Below are 1556 nucleotides of genomic sequence, written 5' to 3' on the forward strand. Positions count from 1 at the left end.
TGAAAAAGACGTGGTACTGGCCATCGCCCGCGAACTGCAGCGCCAGATCAATGGCATGAAAGGCTACCGCGCCGAGCTGACCCGGACCGGCGACTACTTTATTCCGCTGCGTGGCCGTACCGAAATCGCCCGCAAGAAGGGCGCCGACCTGTTCGTCTCGATCCACGCCGACGCCGCACCTTCAGCCGCGGCGTTTGGTGCCTCGGTGTTTGCCCTGTCTGATCGCGGCGCTACGTCCGAGACCGCCCGCTGGCTGGCGGACAGTGAAAACCGTTCCGACTTGATCGGCGGGGCTGGCAACGTATCCCTCGACGACAAGGACAAGATGCTCGCTGGCGTATTGCTCGATCTGTCGATGACTGCCTCGCTGACCTCCAGCCTGAACGTGGGGCAGAAAGTCCTGAGCAACATTGGTCGCGTCACCTCACTGCACAAACAGCGCGTGGAACAGGCCGGGTTCATGGTGCTCAAGTCGCCGGATATTCCGTCGATCCTGGTGGAAACCGGGTTTATCTCCAACTCCAACGAAGCCTCGAAACTGGCCTCGGCCAGCCACCAGCAGGCGTTGGCGCGCTCCATCAGCGCCGGTGTTCGCCAGTTCTTCCAGCAGAACCCGCCGCCGGGCACTTATATAGCCTGGCTGCGTGACTCCGGGAAAATCGCCCAGGGCCCGCGTGACCATCGCGTGCAGCCGGGTGACACCCTGGCGATGCTGGCGGTGCGCTTCCAGGTGTCAGCGGCAACCTTGCGCAGTGCCAACAACCTCAAGACCGATGAATTGAAGGTCGGCCAGGTGTTGACCATCCCGGGCACTGAACTGGCGGCGCAATAATGAGCGAAACAGTCTTGAGCAATACCTCGCGCATCGAGCTGCTAAGCCCGCGTCTCGCCAACCAGATCGCGGCGGGTGAGGTGGTCGAGCGGCCAGCGTCGGTGATCAAGGAGTTGCTGGAAAACAGTATCGACTCCGGCGCCAGGCGCATTGATGTCGATGTTGAGCAGGGCGGCGTCAAGCTGCTGCGAGTGCGCGACGACGGCAGCGGGATTTCCTCCGATGACCTGCCGCTGGCCCTGGCCCGTCACGCCACCAGCAAGATTCGCGACCTGGAAGACCTGGAGCGGGTGATGAGCCTCGGGTTTCGTGGTGAGGCCCTGGCTTCCATCAGCTCGGTGGCTCGCCTGACCCTGACGTCCCGCACCCGCGACGCCGATCAGGCCTGGCAGGTTGAAACCGAAGGCCGCGACATGGCGCCCCGGGTCCAGCCGGCGGCACATCCGGTGGGCACCTCGGTGGAAGTGCGCGACCTGTTCTTCAACACCCCGGCCCGGCGTAAATTCCTCAAGGCCGAAAAAACCGAATTCGATCACCTGCAGGAAGTCATCAAGCGCCTGGCCCTGGCGCGGTTTGATGTGGCTTTCCACCTGCGCCACAACGGCAAGACCATCCTCAGCCTGCACGAGGCCCATGATGATGCGGCCCGTGCGCGGCGTGTCTCGGCCATCTGCGGCGCGGGGTTCCTGGAGCAGGCGCTGCCGATCGAGATCGAGCGCAATGG

General features: G+C 63.6%; 2 protein-coding genes. Both read left to right on the forward strand.

The features are described 5' to 3' along the window. Positions 1-832, forward strand: an 832-nt coding sequence (locus tag HX846_RS36140) for an N-acetylmuramoyl-L-alanine amidase (RefSeq protein WP_178967337.1), incomplete at its 5' end; no start/stop codon positions are given. Between the two features lie 14 nt (positions 833-846). Beyond that, the coding region (gene mutL, locus HX846_RS36145) for a DNA mismatch repair endonuclease MutL (RefSeq protein WP_178967338.1) at positions 847-1556 on the forward strand (710 nt) is incomplete at its 3' end.

This window comes from Pseudomonas sp. K5002, from assembly GCF_013386655.1.
Taxonomy (GTDB): domain Bacteria; phylum Pseudomonadota; class Gammaproteobacteria; order Pseudomonadales; family Pseudomonadaceae; genus Aquipseudomonas.